This window comes from Streptococcus sp. CF8_St5-11 (genome assembly GCF_024295625.1).
Classification (GTDB): Bacteria; Bacillota; Bacilli; order Lactobacillales; family Streptococcaceae; genus Streptococcus.
This window is the reverse complement of sequence record NZ_JANCOJ010000002.1, coordinates 435,304-452,282: the sequence shown is the minus strand read 5'-3', so window position 1 is coordinate 452,282 and position 16,979 is coordinate 435,304. Positions and strand designations below refer to the sequence as shown.

Sequence of the window (16,979 nt, the reverse complement as noted above, 5' to 3'; positions counted from 1 at the left end):
TACTATTATAACACATTTTAGCCTATTTTTCTTCTTAGGAACACAAACGTAAAAACGTTTACATCAAGGATTCATACTGTTTCAGATGACAAAGACTTTCAAAAGTGGTAGAATGAAGTCGTATGAGAATCTATCTCAAAAAAAAATGAAGGAGACGTTTAGACTCATGGATTTGACTAAACAACACAAAAAAGTTATCCTTGTCGGTGACGGTGCCGTAGGTTCATCTTATGCATTTGCACTTGTCAACCAAGGAATTGCACAAGAGCTTGGAATTATCGAAATTCCTCAATTGCACGAAAAAGCTGTCGGAGATGCGCTTGACCTTAGCCACGCCCTTGCCTTCACTTCACCTAAGAAGATCTATGCGGCTGAGTACGCTGACTGTGCGGATGCTGACCTTGTTGTAATTACTGCAGGTGCTCCTCAAAAACCAGGTGAAACTCGCCTTGATCTTGTTGGTAAAAACCTTGCCATTAACAAATCAATCGTAACACAAGTTATTGAATCAGGATTTAACGGTATCTTCCTTGTAGCTGCTAACCCAGTTGACGTTTTGACATACTCTACATGGAAATTCTCAGGATTCCCTAAAGAACGCGTTATCGGTTCTGGTACTTCTCTTGACTCAGCTCGTTTCCGTCAAGCACTTGCTGAAAAATTGGACGTTGATGCTCGTTCAGTGCACGCCTACATCATGGGTGAACATGGAGACTCAGAATTCGCTGTATGGTCACACGCTAACATCGCTGGTGTAAACCTTGAAGAATTCCTTAAAGACACTCAAAACGTTCAAGAAACTGAATTGATCGAATTGTTCGAAGGTGTTCGTGATGCTGCTTACACCATCATCAACAAAAAAGGTGCTACATACTACGGTATCGCTGTTGCCCTTGCTCGTATCACTAAAGCAATCCTTGATGATGAAAATGCAGTACTTCCACTTTCTGTATTCCAAGAAGGTCAATATGGTGTTAGCAACGTCTTTATCGGTCAACCTGCCATCGTAGGTGCACACGGTATTGTACGTCCAGTGAACATCCCATTGAACGATGCAGAACAACAAAAAATGAAAGCTTCTGCTGATGAATTGCAAGCAATCATTGATGAAGCATGGAAAAACCCTGAATTCCAAGAAGCTTCTAAAAACTAAGAAAAAAACATCTCCTTATTAAAAGGGGATGTTTTTTAGCTGCTTTATTTGGATTTGTCAGCAAGGATTTCAAGCAAATAAGGCACAACGAGATTGCTCTCTATGTCTTTCAAAGAAGAAATCCATTTAAAGTCTGTATGCTCTTCTGGATCTAATATAAAATCACGCTCTTCCAAAATCTCGCCAGCATAAACTAGGCGTGTAAAGACAGTATCTTTGCTGGCATCAAATTGACTATCTTCGTGGATAATCTTATTAATCCGAAGCTTTTGATTAACCTCCTCAATAGCCTCACGTAGAGCAGCCTCTCTGGGCAATTCATTCTCTTCTACACTTCCACCTGGAATATCCCAATAAGATGGATAGACATTAGGGAGACCTCGCTTTATTTTCGAGCGTTTGATAAGCAGATACTTCCCGTCTTTCTCAATCAAGGTATGGGCGATTAATTTTACTGTCATTGCATGTTCCTCCAAGAAAGAGCAAAAAAGACTCCGAGGAGCCTCGTTATGAATCATCCACCCTGAGGGAATCGAACCCCCATCTCAAGAACCGGAATCTTACGTGATATCCATTACACTAAGGGTGGCAACTGTTACAGTATATCAAATTCTCGAGAATTTTACAAGTAAAAAAAGCTTACCGAGAGGTAAGCTTTTTGAATATTACAATTCGATATCGCCAAACAAGTCAGCCATTGAGAATCCAGTTTGAGTTTCTGGAAGATCAAAGTCGCGTTTTTCTTGTTTTGGACGACGTGGGCGAGATTGACGTTTTTCTTGTTTTTCGCCTTCTTCTTGAGCTGGACGTTCTTCAAGAGCTTTGATAGAAAGTGATACACGTTCATCTGCAGCATTTACTTCAAGAACTTTAACAGTTACTTCTTGTCCAACTTTAAGAACATCTTTTGGATTTTCAACACGTTTGTGTGAAATTTGTGAGATGTGTACAAGTCCGTCGATACCTGGCAATACTTCAACGAATGCACCGAAGTCAGTCAAACGTTTAACAGTTCCTTCGATAACATCACCAGCAGCCAATTTTTGTTCTACGCCATCCCAAGGTCCAGGTGTTGTAGCTTTCAATGAAAGTGATACACGACCTTCTTCTTCGTTCAAGTCAAGAACTTTCACTTGGATTTCTTCACCAACAGTTACTACTGATTTAGGTGATACGTTGCGTTCGTGTGACAATTCTGTCAAGTGAACCAATCCATCAACACCACCAAGGTCGATGAAAGCACCGAAGCTTGTGATACGTGCAACTTTACCAGTTACAACATCACCAACGTTCAATTTACCAAATACTTCTGCGCGTGCTGCAGCTGATTCAGCTTCAACAACTTCACGACGTGAAAGGATAAAGCGGTTTTCTTTTGGATCTACTTCTTTGATTTTAGCATCAAATTCTTGACCTACGAAACGTTCAGTGTTACGTACAAAACGAGTATCAAGCATTGAAGCTGGAATAAATCCACGAAGTCCTTCAAATTCTACTGAAAGTCCGCCCTTAACAGCGCGAGTTCCTTTAACAGTAACAACTTCTTCTTCACGTCCAACCAATTTGTCCCATGCTTTGCGAGCTTCCAAACGTTTTTTAGATACAAGGTAAGTTACTGTATCAGTATCTTTACCAACTACTTGACGAAGAACAAGCAATTCAAGTGTTTCACCTGGTTTTACCAAGTCGTTGATGTCAGCATCACGATCGTTTGTCAATTCGCGAAGAGTCAAGACACCTTCGACACCAGTTCCAGAGATTGCAACGTTAGCTTGGTTCGCGTCAACTGTCAATACTTCAGCAGTAACAACGTCACCTGGTTCAACTTGGCTAACACTGTTTAGCAAATCTTCAAATTCATTCATCTAAAAAATCCTCCAACAATCAAGTTTTCTAAAACTTGACATACTTATAATTATTTTTCCTAAGCAAGCACTCGCAATGAGATCAACTACAATCTTTAACGACTCATCCTATAAAGAAATAAAATACCTGGATAGATATTTTATCACTTATCTGATATTACCTAAGAACTGGGGTAGCTGGATTCGAACCAACGCATGAGGGAGTCAAAGTCCCTTGCCTTACCGCTTGGCTATACCCCATGGATGAAATGGAGAGAGAGGGATTCGAACCCCCGAACCCGAAGGAGCGGATTTACAGTCCGCCGCGTTTAGCCTCTTCGCTATCTCTCCATATAAATCAACAGGATCTATTATACCATTGATTTACTATGATTGCAAGCCCTTATTTATTCAAATTATAATTTTCTATTAAAATTTCAACGGCTTTTTCAAGTTTTTTGTAAAGAGAATCCACATTTCCATTTTTGATAATGGCAAATTGACCAGACATGTCTGCAATTTCACCAATCGTTTTCTTTCCAATGGACAAAGTGAATCCATCAAAAGTGTCTTTCCCGACGGTTACTTTACTATCAACGATTTGAATCTCAATTTTCTTATCTTTTTTACTCATTTCAACCCTCTTTTCACTTTTTCTATTTTACAAAAATTCTCTTGATGACGCAAGAGAAAAGGGAGTGGGTCAGAAAGAATTTAGTTAGAAATTCCTTCTTTATCCCACCCCCGCAAGAGTCATTCGTCACCCTTCTATTCCTAAAAGCGAATGAAGAGAAACATTAGCTACTACGTCTTTTCGTTAAGACTTGTTCTCATTGAAGCCTGGACACTTTGATCTCAGATGCTTTCGGTTTAATCGACTTTGACAATCCATCCTTCTGGTGCTTCGACATCGCCAAATTGGATACCGGTCAACTCGTCATAGAGTTTCCGTGTGACAGGTCCTACTTCTGTTTCAGAATAGAAAACATGGAAGTCATCCCCGTGTTGAACACCTCCGATTGGAGAGATGACAGCTGCGGTACCACAAGCTCCTGCTTCTACAAAGCGATCCAAGTCATTGATAAAGACATCCCCTTCAATTGGTGTCATACCAAGACGGTGTTCTGCCAAGTAAAGCAAAGAATACTTGGTAATCGATGGCAAGATAGAAGGACTCAATGGCGTCACAAATTCGTTATTAGCAGTGATTCCAAAGAAGTTTGCAGAACCAACTTCTTCAATCTTGGTGTGCGTCGCTGGATCGAGATAAATCACGTCAGAGAAGTTACGATCATGCGCAATCTTACCTGGCAACATACTAGCTGCGTAGTTCCCACCAACTTTTGCAGCCCCAGTACCATGTGGTGCAGCACGGTCATACTCATCTTGAATCAAGAAGTTCGTTGGAACCAAACCACCTTTAAAGTAGTTACCGACAGGCATGGCAAAGATAGTAAAGATATACTCATCTGCTGGTTTTACGCCAATAATATCTCCAATACCGATCAAAAGAGGACGAAGGTAAAGGGTAGCTCCTGTACCATACGGTGGAACATACTCTTCATTTGCTTTTACAACTGCCTTACAAGCATCCACAAACATATCCGTTGGAACTTGAGGCATCAACAAACGATCTGCTGTACGTTGCAAACGTTTAGCATTTTGATCTGGACGGAACAATTGGACGCTTCCATCTTTTGTACGGTAGGCTTTCAACCCTTCAAAGGCTTGCTGACCGTAATGCAAACTTGGAGAAGATTCGGACAAATGCAAAGTCGCATCTTCTGTCAATTCCCCTTTTTCCCAAGCTCCATTGCGATAATGTGCCAAATAGCGATAAGGTAATTTCATATATGAAAAGCCAAGGTTTTCCCAATCAAGTGATACTGTCATGATAGTGCTCCTTTTAATTTTTTCTATTCCTTGTCGATCTGATGCAGGTCGATTCAGTTTCTCAATCTATGTACACTATTGTACACCATTTCATGAGAATTTCAAGCGAAATTTTCAATTTTCAGAAAATTTATTTTCAAAGAAAGTCAGTCCTAGAATGGACCGACGCTTTCTCTTATTTGATAGTAGCTGAAAAAACTTCTTGATCCGAAATGGTATCGTTGACAAAGGATCCATTGCTTGTTCTTTCAGAAATGCTTAATTGTGTCAAATCAACTTCTGTCACCTGACCTGTTGTGGAAGTGATCTGAAGGATTTGATCTTGTTCTGCCACTTCTTCTTGGCTCGTAAAGAGATCAAAATCTCCCTGGTCCGTGAAAACTGGACCTGCCTTGAAGACGCGGTGTGGTTTATTTTTCAACTCACGCAAGACCTGTAGTCCCCGTTTGGCCCGACTGGTCACAGGAATATCGTCTTGTAACATCCGTTTGAGACTGCCTCGTTGAGTCAGAATGTACATGCTTGGAGTCGTTGACTTAAAGGCGGCAGCAACTTGATCTCCGTCTTTCAGGTTAATGGCTTTGACCCCTGCTGCTTTGGCTCCTACGACAGGGACCTCCTCAATATTGAAGCGCAACCCATACCCATTTTTGGTAATAATCATGATGTCTTCAAGGACAACTGGCGCAACTGCTACGATACGGTCGTCTTGGTCTTTTAGCTTAGCATACTTAGTCGATTTAGAACGATAAGTCCGCCATGGGCTCAATTCCTTGCGTTCAAAGCGCTTGATTTGTCCTTGTTGAGTTGCCGCAAAGTAGGTTACTCCCTCAAACCGATCCACAATCTCCGCAAAGAGAATTTCTTCCTCTTGCTCAAAATTGGTCAAGGTCTGACTGAGGTGCTCTCCGATATCCTTCCACTTGGTATCTGTCAATTCGTGAATTGGTCGATAAATGGCATTCCCCAAGTTGGTAAAGAGTAAGAGATGCTGAGTGGTCTTAGCAGGCTCTACGAAAATCAATTCATCGTCGTCCCGCTTACCGACTTCTTCCACTGTCGACGCATTGAAGGAACGAGGAGAGGTCCGTTTAATGTAACCCGCACGGGTCACGCTGACGAAGGTTTCCTCTTCAACGATCAGACTAGCTGTATCGATCTCAATCGTTTTAGCAGTGTCTTGCAACTCACTACGCCGCGGATTGCCAAAGAGTTTCTTGACTTCACGCAATTCCTTCTTCATGAGGTTAAACATAGTCCGTTCATCCCCAATGATGGCTGCCAAGGTCGCGATTTGCTCCTTGAGACTGGCATGCTCTTCTTCCAAAGTGACGATATCGGTATTGGTCAAGCGATACAATTGCAAGGTAACAATAGCTTCTGCTTGTTCTTCCGTGAAATCGTAGCTGACCTTGAGGTTTTCTTTGGCATCTGCCTTGTTATCAGAAGCGCGGATCAAGGCGATGACCTCATCGAGAATGGAAATGACGCGGATCAAGCCCTCTACGATGTGGAGGCGTCGTTCTGCCTTTTCCTTATCAAAGCGCGAGCGAGCGACAATGATATCCCGACGGTGAGCAATGTAGCTAGACAGGATTGGCACAATCCCCACCTGACGTGGTGTGTAGTTGTCAATTGCCACCATATTGAAGTTGTAGTTGACCTGCAAATCTGTGTACTTAAACAAGTAGTTCAAGATCAAGTCTGCATTGGCATCTTTCTTCAACTCAATGGCAATACGAAGACCATCTCGGTCAGACTCATCCCGAACCTCAGCGATACCGGCCACCTTGTTGTTGACACGAACATCATCGATCTTCTTGACCAAAACAGCCTTGTTGATCTCATAAGGGATCTCGGTAACCACAATTTGCTGCTTACCGCCTTTGAGTTGCTCGATTTCTGTCTTAGAGCGAACAACTACCCGGCCCTTACCAGTTTCATAGGCTTTCTTGATCTCATCTCGTCCTTGAATAATGGCACCTGTTGGAAAATCAGGTCCAGGTAAAAACTCCATGAGCTTGTCTACCTTGGCAGATGGATGGTCGATCATGTAGACCACGGCATCGATGACTTCAGCAAGGTTGTGTGGCGGAATATCTGTCGCGTAACCAGCTGAAATCCCCGTAGCCCCATTGACCAAAAGGTTTGGAAAAGCTGCCGGCAAAACAGTTGGCTCTTTTTCTGTATCGTCAAAGTTCCAGGCAAACGGCACTGTGTTCTTTTCGATATCTTGCAAAAGATAACCTGCGATTTCAGACAAACGCGCTTCCGTATAACGCATGGCCGCTGGTGGATCACCGTCCATGGAGCCATTGTTTCCGTGCATTTCGACTAGGATCTCGCGGTTCTTCCAGTCTTGAGACATACGGACCATGGCATCATAGATAGAAGAATCCCCGTGAGGGTGAAAATTCCCCATGATATTTCCGACAGACTTGGCAGACTTGCGGTAGCCCTTGTCATGGGTATTGCCATCCTTATTCATAGAATAAAGAATCCGCCGTTGAACTGGTTTCAAGCCATCCCGAATATCAGGAAGGGCCCGCTCTTGAATAATGTATTTGGAGTAGCGACCAAAGCGCTCTCCCATGATGTCCTCTAAAGACATATTTTGGATATTACTCATATAAGATACAAAGCCCGTAAAATACAAAGTGAAAATAGGAAATTCTTGCAGTGAGCGATGCTCACAAAAGAATTTATCTTTTTCACACAGTATTTAGGGCATGTTCAACTCCTTTCAAAGAATGTTGAGTAGTCTTTTGTAGAAAAAGGCAATCGGTTACCACAAGCAACCAAAGGATCCTTTTTTTAGTTTAAAATAGATTCATTAACGATTAGAAAGTTTCTCTTTAGCATAAGAAATCATTTTCTCTGCTACTTCCTTATCGTAAGTAAATCCCATCTTTTGGGCCAATTCTTGCGCTTCACCATCGAATAACCTCATGGTAGCAAATAAAGAATGAGTGATTTTATCGAAACTAGATAAATCAAGCAAAGCTGAGAACTCCTTCTCTTGCTCAGCTGGTAGATAGTGGAAGAGGTACTTGTAGTTCTTTCCGATGTCAACTACTCCCCTATCGCTTGTCACCTGCCAAGCTAAGACCTTGAGGAGTTCTTGCTGACAAATGCCATAGAGGTGATCGGTCGCATAGATCAGCTGATTTCTTCGAATGGCCTTGACAACATAAGCCGATACCCACCAAAATTCATTGCAGGATGCTGCAAATTCCTCTTCAGTAGGAGGAGCGGTCCAGTAGCGCTTGAAATTAGGCTGATAGGCTTCAAATAAGCCTTTGTCGTCCTTTATAACTTCAAAATTTGCTTCGCTGTCCACCCACTCTTGAATGTGCTCCTTGGGACAGAGGGTCAAATCGATACGGTTGCCGTCTTCAAAGAGCATGAGGTAAAGACGACGGTGTCCAAGGACATTGTGCTGTTCAATCAGCCGTATTCCAAACTGGTCTAGCCAAGATAAATCAGATATCAAGTCCTCCAGATTCTCAACAATATAAACCACATCATAATCTTGAAACTCATCTCTTAGAGAGTGGATATCGGATCGCGAACCGGATAAGGCCACTGCTTCCACTTGCAAGGACTCAGCTATCTGCAAGATCAGGTCCATCATTTCTGTATCAGTACTCATCTTCTACTCCTTCACCGCTATAGGATGCTTGGAATTGTTGGTCTTTGTCTAAATAAAGATAAAGAGATGGGAGAAAGAATCCAATCAATATAGCTACTTCTAGCAGTCGCATGCGACCTAAATTAGTCATAAAGTGCTCACTAGGAGTACAAAAAGCAATCCAACTGGCAACTAGATAATAGGAGACAATGCCAATTACTTTCCACACTCTATCCTTATAGACAAGATAGAGACGAATTCCACTATAAAGAAGCGCTATAAGCAACAAGGGATAACAGAAAAATAAGAGAACAGCTCCAACTTCCAAACTTGTCGCAGTATCCTGAAATTTTATTAACCCGTGTTCATATATTGTCAGACATAGCATAATAGGAAAAAAGAGACCAAAAAATGGTTTTTTCCTTTTATCTAATTGCCTTTCAATAAATAAAGCAATAGCCAAAGCAATCAATGGGAGTACAAAACTAAGAGACATACTAATCATAAATAATAAATCATTCATTTCACACCTTCTTACGATTCTGGCTAATGATCAAAAATATGGCTGGCAAATAAGATAGAAAAAGAGACAGGAACATTAACCTTATCATCATGCTTCGGTGTTGCAAAAACTCTTCCGGTATACTAGCCATAACCCTGTAAAAAAGGACCGCACTTACTAGATAAGCGAAGATGATCAGGATGATTTTCCATCCATATTTAGGAAAAATTGAAAATAATCGTATGACGTGATAAAGCAAGGCAATTACCACCAAGGGAACACCTAGGACTATTACCATTAGTTGAACAGCAAAGACTATTAGCATGAAGGGAAGAGCCCTCTCAACAACGTCGAATGAATCAAATTGTACGACACAATAAGTCATGACTGTTAAACAAATTGGATAATACAAGCCATAAAAATTTTTCTTTTTCCAATTCATCCAAAAGGCAATGAAGATGGATAGAAACAAGACAATATACAATTGGTAAAAATGATTGAATGTAGTAATTAAAAAATCCATAATTTTTCCCTTCCTAGCTAACTTCTATTGATCTCGGTCGAAAAAGTAGAGATAAATAGGAGGAAGATAGGAGACCAGAATCATCGAAAAAATGACTACGTAAATGAAATGATCGATCTGAAATACGAATTCCACATATATGGCCAAGGCACCTACAAGCAGGGGACCCAAAATATAGGATATAAAAATCAATAATGCCTTCCAGATTTTTTTCTGATAGACGAAACACAAACGAATCAGTGTAAAGATTAAGGATCCAATTATCAAGGGAAATCCATATAAAAACATGAGAATGCCCGCTTCTAAAGCACCGGATTCTGGGAGCCTAATATTGGATTCTAGTACCTTAAGCATACATAGAGTAAAGACTACCGGTGCAAACAACCCTAATAGTCTAATTCTTCGACGATTCATGTTAATTGCAAGATAAATGGAGGACAAAAAGACTAACAAAATAAAACCTATGTATAGAGCCATCACTCGCACTCCTTAAAACGCTGTCGTTTCTTCCAAAGTAAACTTAACGTTATCTTCAATCCATTGACGACGTGGTGCCGCCTTATCTCCCATGAGGACGGAGACACGGCGTTCTGCACGCGCTAAATCATCAATGGTAACACGGATCAAGGTGCGGGTTTCTGGATTCATGGTCGTTTCCCAAAGCTGATCCGCATTCATTTCCCCCAGCCCTTTGTAGCGTTGAAGGGTTGCTCCACGGCCAAAGGTCCGACGCAACTCTTCTAATTCACTATCTGTCCAAGCATAGGCTACTTCTTCTTTCTTTCCTTTGCCTTTCGACATCTTATAAAGAGGAGGAAGCGCGATGTAGACATGCCCAGCTTCTACCAAAGGACGCATATAACGATAGAAGAAAGTTAAGAGGAGGGTTTGAATGTGGGCACCATCCGTATCCGCGTCGGTCATGATAATGATCTTATCGTAGTTAGCATCTTCCACTGAGAAATCTGCCCCAACTCCAGCACCGATGGTGTAGATCATGGTGTTGATTTCCTCGTTTTTGAGGATATCACTCATATTGGCCTTCTCAGTATTGAGCACCTTCCCACGAAGGGGAAGAATCGCTTGAAACTTCCGGTCCCGTCCTTGTTTAGCAGAACCGCCGGCTGAGTCTCCTTCGACTAGATAGAGTTCGTTTTTCTTAGGATTCTTAGACTGGGCTGGTGTCAATTTACCAGACAAAAGTCCTTTGTCCTTTTTGCTCTTCTTACCATTTCGACTTTCATCCCGCGCTTTTCGAGCGGCTTCACGCGCATCCCGGGCTTTAATAGCCTTTCGAATCAGATTAGAGGCTAACTCCCCATTTTCCATGAGGAAGAAGGTCAATTTATCAGAAACAATGCTATCTACTACCGGACGAGCCAAGGGACTTCCTAATTTGTCTTTGGTTTGTCCTTCAAACTGCAAATGGGCCTCTGGAACCAAGATCGAAAGAACAGCTGACAAACCTTCGCGGTAGTCTGATCCTTCCAGATTCTTGTCTTTTTCTTTGAGGAGTCCTGTCTTTCTTGCATAGTCGTTCATAGCCTTGGTAATGGCTGTCTTCAGACCTGTCTCGTGGGTTCCCCCATCTTTGGTGCGGACATTATTAACGAAGGACAAGATATTATCTGAGTAGCCATCATTGTATTGCATGGCCACTTCTACCTGAAAACCATCTGATTCGCCACTAAAGTAAAGAACAGGTGTCAAAGTTTCCTTGTCTTCGTTCAAGTACTCTACGAAATCTTGGACACCATTTTCATAATGAAAGGCCACATGGTTGTCTTCTTCCTTACGAAGATCGGTCAGCGTCAGCGTCACGTCCTTCAGCAAGAAGGCTGATTCTTTGATTCGCTCAGCAATGGTATTAAATTTGAAATCCGTCGTTGAAAAGATGGTTGGATCTGGCATGAAGGTGACCTTGGTCCCTGTCTTAGACTTGGGAGCAGAGCCGATCTTTTCGAGGGTTGTAACTGGTTTTCCACCATCTTCAAAACGTTGCTTGTAGACAGCTCCATCACGCGTAATTTCTACCTCTAGCCAGCTAGAAAGGGCATTGACAACAGAAGATCCCACTCCGTGAAGACCTCCAGATGTCTTATAGCCTCCTTGACCAAACTTCCCTCCGGCATGGAGGACCGTAAAGATCACCTCAACGGTTGGTTTACCCATAGCATGCATCCCGGTCGGCATTCCACGTCCCTGGTCTTCTACCGATAGAGAACCATCTTTATTAATCGTTACATCGATTTGTGATCCAAAGCCAGACAAGGCTTCATCGGCCGCATTATCCACGATCTCCCAGACCATGTGATGCAAGCCATTTCCGTCGGTCGATCCGATATACATCCCTGGACGTTTACGGACTGCATCCAACCCTTCTAGTACCTGAATGGCATCGTCATTATAATTATTAATATTGATTTCCTTTTTTGCCACAAGGAACCTCCTGTTTGTTCATCTTTTCTATATTACAGTTTTTTAGGAAATTTTGCAAAATTTTTTCTCTTTATATGGAGATTTCTATATCTCAGTATAAAATACTGGCTGAGCACTTTCTTCAGATGTCACACTTGAACTCCAAAAATTGCTTTTTCTATTGATGGCTTTTTGTTATAATGAAAGTATGATAAAAGAAATAAGTGTTTTAATTTTAGCCTATCTATTAGGCTCCATTCCTTCGGGATTATGGATTGGGAAAATCTTTTTCCATATTAATATACGGGAACATGGCTCGGGCAATACAGGAACGACCAATACCTTTCGGATTTTAGGGAAGAAAGCAGGGATCATCGTCTTTGCGATAGATTTCTTAAAAGGGACTTTAGCCGTTCTCCTTCCGACTTTCTTCGGAATTCAGGGGATCTCACCGATGGTCTTTGGTCTCTTAGCTGTTTTAGGTCACACTTTTCCAATTTTTGCTGGATTCAAGGGGGGAAAAGCAGTGGCGACAAGTGCTGGTGTCTTACTTGGCTTCTCGCCTATCCTACTACTCATTTTAGCTGTGTATTTTGTAGCCAGCCTGTATTTAACCAGTATGATCTCGTTTTCGAGTGTTACCGTTGCGCTACTCGCCATTCTATCTGTCCTCCTTCTCCCATTGACTGGATGGATCTTGCACAGCTATGATCCGCTTTTTACAGTCATTGTCTTGGCCCTAGCAACCTTGATCATTCTTCGTCACAAGGACAATATCCAACGGATCAAGGAGAAAAAAGAAAATCTCATCCCATGGGGAAAAAACATCACCCATCAACAACCAAAAAACTAGAGCAAGCGCTCTAGTTTTTTTGATTTGATCCCCCTTATACTTTTGAACAGATCCTCATTATAAAGCATCGACTAGGTCCATCAGTATTTCCATAGGTGTTTTTTTCCTACGACCATTAACAGTTTCGATCATGTGATAAACTTTTAAACGATTGTCATTGCTAAAGACAAACTCAAAGCGGAATTCGCGTCTATTCGGTGCCACTGTATCAAATTTTGTTTTATATTTATCATGAACAGGACTAACTGGAAATTTATTGAAGAGCAAGCGTCGTGTCTCCCCTGCTTCTTTCAAACAGTTTTCTAGCTCCTGACAATAGTTATAAAACAGCTGATAGAGGTCTTCTTCTGAAATTCTTCTTCTCCGAACCAATGATGTAAAATCCGAAAAATTTCTGCGCGGGATTTCAATGCTAAATGAAAATCCCTCCTGATTGATTCTTTCTAAAAATGCATCTCTTGAAATCATAGAACTACTCTTTCTTTTATCAATCTGTAGTGAACCCTTATTGTTTCTATACACATTCAATCCATTATGTAGTCAAGCAGATCCATCAGGGTGAGTTTCTTACGACCATTGACGGTCTCAAAGAGATTATAAACTCTTAGTTCTTGGTTCTTTTTAAAAGCAAACTCAAAGCGAAACTCCCGGCCATTGCATGCCACTACATAAAATCCGGTCTGATACTTCCTCTTATCCTCTACTACTTTCATTTGCCGGTCTTCTACCTCTCTACAAAGTAAAAGAAAGATCTGATAGAGTTGCTCCTCAGAGAGCCTTTTTCTCCAAACTAATGACTTGAAGTTATTGTACGTCCACCATGGGATTTGGATATTGAAGGAAAAACCTTCCTGATTAGCTTTATCGATAAATGCTTTTCTGGAGACCATACCACTTCCCCTTCTATTGGAACATCGTTTGACTTTATTATACCACCTTTTATCCTTTCACAAAAAAAGCATTCCAAATGGAATGCTTTTTTCTGTTTCTTAATAGTATTCCCCTTGGCGGTAGTTCCAAGAGTTGAAATGATCAGATAAGTGCATCATGATCTTATCGATATCCAATCCCTTACGGATCACGACTGGACAAGTATTGACAGAACGGCTACCTGCTCCTTGTTCTGGGATGAGTTTTCCTTCGGCATCAACCATAGAGACCATCACACCTTGTTCATAGCGAGTTTCAATGGTCTTGTCTGGTTGGATAGAAGCTACATAATCATCGGCTTCGATAACCAAGTCCACGGCACCTTCGATGCGCTCACCGATTCCTTCGACCTTCCCGCGGTTTCCTTTACCGGAAGGGTTGGCTGAAGAAGCGTAAACCATTTTGCCTTCTTTTTCCCACATTTCTTTGGCGATTTGCTCACCAGCTTTACCAAATTTGATGACAAAGCATGAAGTTCCACGAACGTCTGTCATGAGTTCTTCACGTCCATCTCCAAAAGCTTGCAATTTTGCATAGGCATCTTCACGCCACGGAAGGATACAACCAAGCAAGATATCTTCATCCCAATGTTTTTGGTAGAAGGCTTCGATTTCAGGATTCAATTGCGCAAGGGCACGAAGTTCATCCATGCTTCCGCAGAGAACCACACCTGGTTTGTTGCGGTTGCGTTCTTTGGCTTCGAATTTACGTTCCAAGCCAGCCTTGTCACTGGTCATGATGATGTAGCCAACTTTGGTAGGGCAGACGATACAGCCACCCTCTCCTTTAAGAATATCAAATCCTTCTTGTGAAAGTTGTCCGTCCCATTGAATGTGTTTTGTCATAAGTCTCTTTCCTTTTCTATTCTTTTTAGTATTGTATCAAAAAATAGTCTCAAATTCAATATATTTTCAGAAAATTCGCAATTCGGTATACAATTTTATCATTGCCAGTAAGCTGGCCGGTTCTTCTCATAAACTGCGATCAAGTCTTCATACTGAAGCGTAATCCCGATATCATCCAAACCATTGAGCAATTTGTGCTTCCAATCTTGATCGATCTCAAAGCGAAACTCTCCAACAGGCGAGATGATCTTCTGCTCTTCCAAATCTACCGTCACTGGATCTGTCGGCTTCAAACTTGCCAATTTTTGACGAACCTCTAGCGGTTGGACAATCGGTAGCATGCCATTATTGAGCTCATTATTGTAATGGATATCTCCGAAGGATCCGGCGATAACGACTTTAAAGCCATAATCGGCTAAAGCCCAGGCTGCGTGCTCCCGAGAGGAACCAGCCCCAAAATTGTCACCAGTGATCAAAATGGTCGCCTTGCGATATTCTGGCTTGTTAAAGATAAAATCTGGATCCTCAGTATACTGGTCATCCAAATAGCGCCAAGCATACATGAGGTATTTCCCAAAGCCTTTTTTATCAATCAACTTTAAGAATTGCTTGGGGAGGATTTGGTCGGTATCAATATTATCGTTCATCAAAGGAACCGTAGTTCCTGTATAAATGGTAAATTTCTCCATGCTTCCTCCTTTTACTCGACTTCTGGCATTTGGCGCACATCGACAAAGCGGCCGGCGATTGCTGCTGCAGCAGCCATTGCTGGGCTACAGAGATGGGTTTTAGCCCCAAATCCTTGGCGGTCTTCAAAGTTCCGGTTGCTAGTAGAGGCACAGTGGACCCCATCTGGAACCTTGTCTGGGTTCATTCCTAGACACATGGAACATCCTGGATCACGCCATTCAAAGCCCGCATCCACGAAGATCTTGTCTAAGCCTAATTTTTCAGCGGCTTGCTTAACCGGACGAGAGCCAGGTACCACAATAGCAGTTAAGTTTGGCGCAATTTTTTTGCCTTTCACAAACTTGGCTGCCAACTCCAAATCGCTGAGACGCGCATTGGTACAAGAACCGATAAAGATATAGCCTAATTCAATGTCTGCTGGTTTTTGGCCAGGTTCAAGATCCATATAATGATAAGCCCGTTCATCATTCATGTCGCGAATCTCTGGAAAAGGAGTCTCGAAGTCCACTCCCATAGAAGGATTGGTCCCCCAAGTCACCATCGGAGCAAGATCAGATACATCCATACGGATGACCTTATCATAAACGGCATCGTCATCACTGACTATAGTCTTCCAATCAGCTACTGCGGCCTCAAAATCATCTGGCACACATTCGCGTCCCCGGAGGTAGTCAAAGGTCGTCTCATCTGGATTCATGATCCCCATTTTGGACCCGAACTCGATCGACATGTTACAGATGGTCATGCGTTCTTCCATGGTCAAGCGATCAATTGCTTCTCCCCGATACTCTACGACATAGCCAACTCCACATGCAACACCGTAGCGCGCTATCAAAGCTAGGATGTAATCCTTTGAATAGATCCCTTTTTGTGGGGTTCCGGTAAATTCAACCAACATTTTCTTTGGTTTGACTTGCCAGATGGTTTGGGTAGCAAAGACATGCTCCACTTCACTGGTTCCAATCCCAAAGGCAATGGCACCAAAGGCTCCGTGGGTTGCGGTATGGCTGTCTCCACAGACAATAAATTTCCCAGGCTGGGTCCGACCGGTTTCAGGGCCCACCATATGAACGATTCCTTGCTTAGCAGAACCATGGGCAGCATGATCAATCCCAAAGTCCACCACATTCTCAGCTAATTTATCAATCTGGGCTTTTGAAATCACATCTCGAATATCAAAAATATTGACCGTTGGAACATTGTGATCAAAGGTTCCAAAGGTTAAATCAGGTCGTCGGACCTTGCGTCCTGCGTCCCGTAATCCTTGAAAGGCTTGCGGACTCGTCACTTCGTGGATGTAGTGTTGGTCCACATACATGAGTTGGGGTTGCCCTTCCACTCCTGTAATCACGTGGCGGTCCCAAAGTTTATCAAAGATAGATTTTCCACTCATCATCTTTCTCCATTTATCTTGTTGTTAAGAAATCCATTGAAGGATTAGAAAGAGGGCACCTGCTAAAAGAAGGCTACTGCCCCACCAGGTGGCTTGAAAATACCATTTCCGCACCTTGTGGTGAAAGAGATATCCACTTAGTAGAGCTCCGAATCCACCAAGCACCCAGCTCTCAAGTAACAGGACCTTTTCAGGAATCCGCCACCTGTTTTGGATAGCTTTTCGTTTATCTAAACCATAGGTCAGAAATACGATACTATTCCAAATAGCAATAACAACTAAACAGCGATCTCTCCAAGTCATC

General features: G+C 42.2%; 16 protein-coding genes and 3 tRNA genes. 2 read left to right on the top strand and 17 right to left on the bottom strand.

Annotated features, from left to right (window positions below):
- Positions 1 to 166: 166 nt before the first annotated feature.
- Positions 167 to 1,153, top strand: a complete 987-nt coding sequence (locus NMM13_RS05995) for an L-lactate dehydrogenase (RefSeq protein WP_021153137.1) — start codon at positions 167 to 169, stop codon at positions 1,151 to 1,153.
- A 44-nt stretch (positions 1,154 to 1,197) separates the two neighbouring features.
- Here the strand turns inward: NMM13_RS05995 and NMM13_RS05990 are convergent, their stop codons facing one another.
- From NMM13_RS05990 to parE, 11 genes are all read right to left on the bottom strand, one after another.
- Positions 1,198 to 1,614: an NUDIX hydrolase gene (locus NMM13_RS05990; RefSeq protein WP_045759394.1), complete on the bottom strand. Its 417-nt coding sequence runs from the start codon at positions 1,612 to 1,614 to the stop codon at positions 1,198 to 1,200.
- Between the two features lie 56 nt (positions 1,615 to 1,670).
- Positions 1,671 to 1,742, bottom strand: a tRNA-Arg gene (locus tag NMM13_RS05985).
- Between the two features lie 76 nt (positions 1,743 to 1,818).
- A complete protein-coding gene (gene rpsA, locus NMM13_RS05980) occupies positions 1,819 to 3,018 on the bottom strand; it encodes a 30S ribosomal protein S1 (RefSeq protein ID WP_003011990.1) in 1,200 nt (399 codons plus the stop codon).
- Positions 3,019 to 3,186: 168 nt separating this feature from the next.
- Positions 3,187 to 3,258 (bottom strand) — tRNA-Gln (locus tag NMM13_RS05975).
- 9 nt (positions 3,259 to 3,267) lie between these two features.
- A tRNA-Tyr gene (locus tag NMM13_RS05970) sits at positions 3,268 to 3,348 on the bottom strand.
- 52 nt (positions 3,349 to 3,400) lie between these two features.
- Positions 3,401 to 3,631, bottom strand: a complete 231-nt coding sequence (locus NMM13_RS05965; RefSeq protein ID WP_049473022.1) for a DUF2969 domain-containing protein — start codon at positions 3,629 to 3,631, stop codon at positions 3,401 to 3,403.
- A 236-nt stretch (positions 3,632 to 3,867) separates the two neighbouring features.
- Positions 3,868 to 4,890 carry a branched-chain amino acid aminotransferase gene (locus tag NMM13_RS05960; protein WP_070594550.1) on the bottom strand — a complete coding sequence of 341 codons (1,023 nt, stop codon included), beginning with the start codon at positions 4,888 to 4,890 and terminating at the stop codon, positions 3,868 to 3,870.
- Positions 4,891 to 5,065: 175 nt separating this feature from the next.
- Positions 5,066 to 7,519 (bottom strand): DNA topoisomerase IV subunit A, encoded by a 2,454-nt coding sequence (gene parC / locus NMM13_RS05955; RefSeq protein WP_254728077.1) that lies wholly within the window; start codon positions 7,517 to 7,519, stop codon positions 5,066 to 5,068.
- A gap of 204 nt (positions 7,520 to 7,723) precedes the next feature.
- The gene (locus tag NMM13_RS05950) at positions 7,724 to 8,542 is read right to left on the bottom strand and encodes an aminoglycoside 6-adenylyltransferase (protein WP_254728075.1); all 819 of its coding nucleotides are present in this window, start codon (positions 8,540 to 8,542) and stop codon (positions 7,724 to 7,726) included.
- Positions 8,532 to 9,044, bottom strand: coding sequence for a hypothetical protein (locus tag NMM13_RS05945; RefSeq protein WP_254728074.1), 513 nt, complete (start codon positions 9,042 to 9,044; stop codon positions 8,532 to 8,534). The genes NMM13_RS05950 and NMM13_RS05945 overlap by 11 nt, the downstream gene beginning before the upstream one ends.
- 991 nt (positions 9,045 to 10,035) lie before the next feature.
- A complete protein-coding gene (parE, locus tag NMM13_RS05940) occupies positions 10,036 to 11,985 on the bottom strand; it encodes a DNA topoisomerase IV subunit B (protein WP_254728073.1) in 1,950 nt (649 codons plus the stop codon).
- 187 nt (positions 11,986 to 12,172) lie between these two features.
- Between parE and plsY the strand changes: the two genes are divergently transcribed.
- Positions 12,173 to 12,817 (top strand): glycerol-3-phosphate 1-O-acyltransferase PlsY, encoded by a 645-nt coding sequence (gene plsY, locus NMM13_RS05935; RefSeq protein ID WP_254728072.1) that lies wholly within the window; start codon positions 12,173 to 12,175, stop codon positions 12,815 to 12,817.
- Positions 12,818 to 12,874: 57 nt separating this feature from the next.
- On the opposite strand, the gene NMM13_RS05930 is transcribed toward plsY, so the two are convergent.
- The 6 genes from NMM13_RS05930 to NMM13_RS05905 form a co-directional block, all read right to left on the bottom strand.
- Positions 12,875 to 13,285 (bottom strand): hypothetical protein, encoded by a 411-nt coding sequence (locus tag NMM13_RS05930; RefSeq protein WP_254728071.1) that lies wholly within the window; start codon positions 13,283 to 13,285, stop codon positions 12,875 to 12,877.
- Positions 13,286 to 13,341: 56 nt separating this feature from the next.
- Complete coding sequence (locus tag NMM13_RS05925; RefSeq protein ID WP_254728070.1) at positions 13,342 to 13,530, bottom strand: hypothetical protein; 189 nt, start codon at positions 13,528 to 13,530, stop codon at positions 13,342 to 13,344.
- A gap of 276 nt (positions 13,531 to 13,806) precedes the next feature.
- Positions 13,807 to 14,592, bottom strand: coding sequence for an L-threonylcarbamoyladenylate synthase (locus NMM13_RS05920; RefSeq protein ID WP_003003291.1), 786 nt, complete (start codon positions 14,590 to 14,592; stop codon positions 13,807 to 13,809).
- 98 nt (positions 14,593 to 14,690) lie between these two features.
- On the bottom strand, positions 14,691 to 15,281 hold the full coding sequence (gene leuD, locus NMM13_RS05915) for a 3-isopropylmalate dehydratase small subunit (protein WP_045759387.1): 591 nt from the start codon (positions 15,279 to 15,281) through the stop codon (positions 14,691 to 14,693).
- Between the two features lie 11 nt (positions 15,282 to 15,292).
- Positions 15,293 to 16,675 (bottom strand): 3-isopropylmalate dehydratase large subunit, encoded by a 1,383-nt coding sequence (leuC, locus tag NMM13_RS05910; protein WP_254736853.1) that lies wholly within the window; start codon positions 16,673 to 16,675, stop codon positions 15,293 to 15,295.
- Positions 16,676 to 16,699: 24 nt separating this feature from the next.
- Positions 16,700 to 16,978 carry a DUF1294 domain-containing protein gene (locus NMM13_RS05905; protein WP_045759385.1) on the bottom strand — a complete coding sequence of 93 codons (279 nt, stop codon included), beginning with the start codon at positions 16,976 to 16,978 and terminating at the stop codon, positions 16,700 to 16,702.
- Between the last annotated feature and the right edge of the window lies 1 nt (position 16,979).

Excerpts from the sequence above, each read along its gene's own strand:
- parC (WP_254728077.1), bottom strand. The coding sequence starts at position 7,519 with ATGAGTAATATCCAAAATATGTCTTTAGAGGACATCATGGGAGAGCGC.
- NMM13_RS05995 (WP_021153137.1), top strand. The coding sequence starts at position 167 with ATGGATTTGACTAAACAACACAAAAAAGTTATCCTTGTCGGTGACGGT.
- NMM13_RS05990 (WP_045759394.1), bottom strand. The coding sequence starts at position 1,614 with ATGACAGTAAAATTAATCGCCCATACCTTGATTGAGAAAGACGGGAAG.
- leuD (WP_045759387.1), bottom strand. The coding sequence starts at position 15,281 with ATGGAGAAATTTACCATTTATACAGGAACTACGGTTCCTTTGATGAAC.
- NMM13_RS05905 (WP_045759385.1), bottom strand. The coding sequence starts at position 16,978 with ATGACTTGGAGAGATCGCTGTTTAGTTGTTATTGCTATTTGGAATAGT.
- NMM13_RS05960 (WP_070594550.1), bottom strand. The coding sequence starts at position 4,890 with ATGACAGTATCACTTGATTGGGAAAACCTTGGCTTTTCATATATGAAA.
- NMM13_RS05950 (WP_254728075.1), bottom strand. The coding sequence starts at position 8,542 with ATGAGTACTGATACAGAAATGATGGACCTGATCTTGCAGATAGCTGAG.
- NMM13_RS05930 (WP_254728071.1), bottom strand. The coding sequence starts at position 13,285 with ATGATTTCAAGAGATGCATTTTTAGAAAGAATCAATCAGGAGGGATTT.
- NMM13_RS05945 (WP_254728074.1), bottom strand. The coding sequence starts at position 9,044 with ATGAATGATTTATTATTTATGATTAGTATGTCTCTTAGTTTTGTACTC.
- plsY (WP_254728072.1), top strand. The coding sequence starts at position 12,173 with ATGATAAAAGAAATAAGTGTTTTAATTTTAGCCTATCTATTAGGCTCC.
- NMM13_RS05965 (WP_049473022.1), bottom strand. The coding sequence starts at position 3,631 with ATGAGTAAAAAAGATAAGAAAATTGAGATTCAAATCGTTGATAGTAAA.
- leuC (WP_254736853.1), bottom strand. The coding sequence starts at position 16,675 with ATGAGTGGAAAATCTATCTTTGATAAACTTTGGGACCGCCACGTGATT.
- NMM13_RS05925 (WP_254728070.1), bottom strand. The coding sequence starts at position 13,530 with ATGAAAGTAGTAGAGGATAAGAGGAAGTATCAGACCGGATTTTATGTA.
- rpsA (WP_003011990.1), bottom strand. The coding sequence starts at position 3,018 with ATGAATGAATTTGAAGATTTGCTAAACAGTGTTAGCCAAGTTGAACCA.
- NMM13_RS05920 (WP_003003291.1), bottom strand. The coding sequence starts at position 14,592 with ATGACAAAACACATTCAATGGGACGGACAACTTTCACAAGAAGGATTT.